The 1,773-nt window shown below is 55.4% G+C and carries 1 protein-coding gene; it reads right to left on the reverse strand.

Annotated elements, in window-relative coordinates; all coding sequences use genetic code 11:
* Window positions 1-103: 103 nt before the first annotated feature.
* A complete protein-coding gene (locus ACR0EZ_RS25855; RefSeq protein WP_480617705.1) occupies window positions 104-1,663 on the reverse strand; it encodes a class I adenylate-forming enzyme family protein in 1,560 nt (519 codons plus the stop codon).
* Between the last annotated feature and the right edge of the window lie 110 nt (window positions 1,664-1,773).

The following is a 1,773-nucleotide window of genomic DNA, read 5'->3' on the forward strand; positions in this document are numbered from 1 at the left end:
TTTACGATGCAGCATTCGGTGCTTGGTACCCAAGACATCGCCCAATCTTTCCCGCAGAGAATAGCGGGGAATCGGCTGCGACTGCCCCCGGCCATTTAGAGTTTTACATCACATGCGCGGGACCGCTTTCTTCTGCTGCCAATCGTTTTAGCGCCATCCTATCAAGCTTGCCACCCATTGTTAACGGAAGCGTATTCAATACCTTAACTACATCTGGCGCTTTGTAACCAATCCGCTCCCGCGCGAAGTCAATTACTTCACTGGCGCTAACTGATGCGACGCCTTCGGCTAGACTCACGAATGCCCAAACATCCTCGCCATGCATCTCGTCGCGCACCCCAACCACCACTGCTGCCGCTACGGCTGGATGCAGTGTTAACGCATCTTCAACCTCCGCCGGGCTGATATTCGAGCCATCATGCACGATGATCTGTTTCTGGCGCCCCCGGAACCAAAAATAGCCATCCGCATCTCGCTGCATCAGATCACCGGTGTCGAACCAACCGTCCCGAAAGGCCGATGCAGTTGCCTCCAAATTTTTCCAATACTCGGTCATCATGCTTGGACTTTTCACCCAGTGCCGACCATCAACCCCTGCGGGGACCTCCTCCCCGGCCTCATTGCGAAGCTCAGAGACATATCCCGGATTGTTCTGTCCCACCGCTCCAGTCTTTTCAGCGCCTCCATGCGTGTTGGAATGCGACGTTCCCATCTCCGTCATCCCGTAGAATGATCCAATCGGCACACCAGCCAGCGCGTCGAACGCTTTGACCACCGTTTGCGAGGGTTTGTCGCCTCCCGCCATCATCGTTTTCAGAGAAGAAAAATCCTCTCGTACTGCGCCGGGCGCCGTAAGCAATGAAGCCAACGGCGCAGGTAGGATTTGCGCAACTGTCGGTCGTGTCTTTCGCAACAACCCCAAAAGCTCGTCAGGGGTAAAACTCCGTGCGACATTCGTTTTGGCACCGGACCAAAGCCCCGCGAACGTAAGCCGCAGCCCTGCGGTATGAGAAATCCACGAAGCTGGCAGCACCACGTCCTGAGGGCCCAATCCCAACCCTTGGGCATTGCTCGCCGCCATACTCCCCATACTGGCGTGGCTATGCGTTACTCCTTTCGGTTTACCAGTGGTTCCGGAGGTGAAAAAAATGAATGCCGGAGCTTCCGCCTGAACTTTGGGCAGCGCTTCTTCACATTCAGTGTCCATAAGGTTCTCAAAGACAAATGCGCCGTCTAGTTTGCCTTCATGGGCTATCACCCCCACAGGCAATTGCGATATGCCGGTGACCGCGGAAATATCATGGGCGCGCTCACTATGCACCAAAAGCGCGGCCGGAGTTGCCAAACGAAGCGCATAATCAATATCCGCAGCTGAATACCGATAGTTGAGCGGCATCGCCACCAAACCTGCTCGCATGCATGCCAGATAGTGGATCACCAGCGCTGCTCGGTTCGGCATGATCGATGCCACACGGTCCCCCGGCATCAACCCCAGGTTCAGATAACTCCGAGCAAGCCGGGTACAGGCGGCCTCAATCTCTCGCCAAGTTAGAGCTCCATCCAACGCAAAAAGCGCGATGCCGTCGGGGTTTGCTGACAAACTCTCGCCAAGCAAGTTTGTCATATCCGCCGATGCAGATAGCGGCGGCCCAGCTACCGGCATGTACTTCTCCTTAAATCCAACCTGTTCCAAGTTGTAGTCTACACTGCGCAGTCGCAGAAGGTCTCGACCTGTGCAAAATTCTAAGTCAGAACGAGCGACGGACGACTACG

Source organism: Ruegeria sp. AK4 (assembly GCF_056541025.1).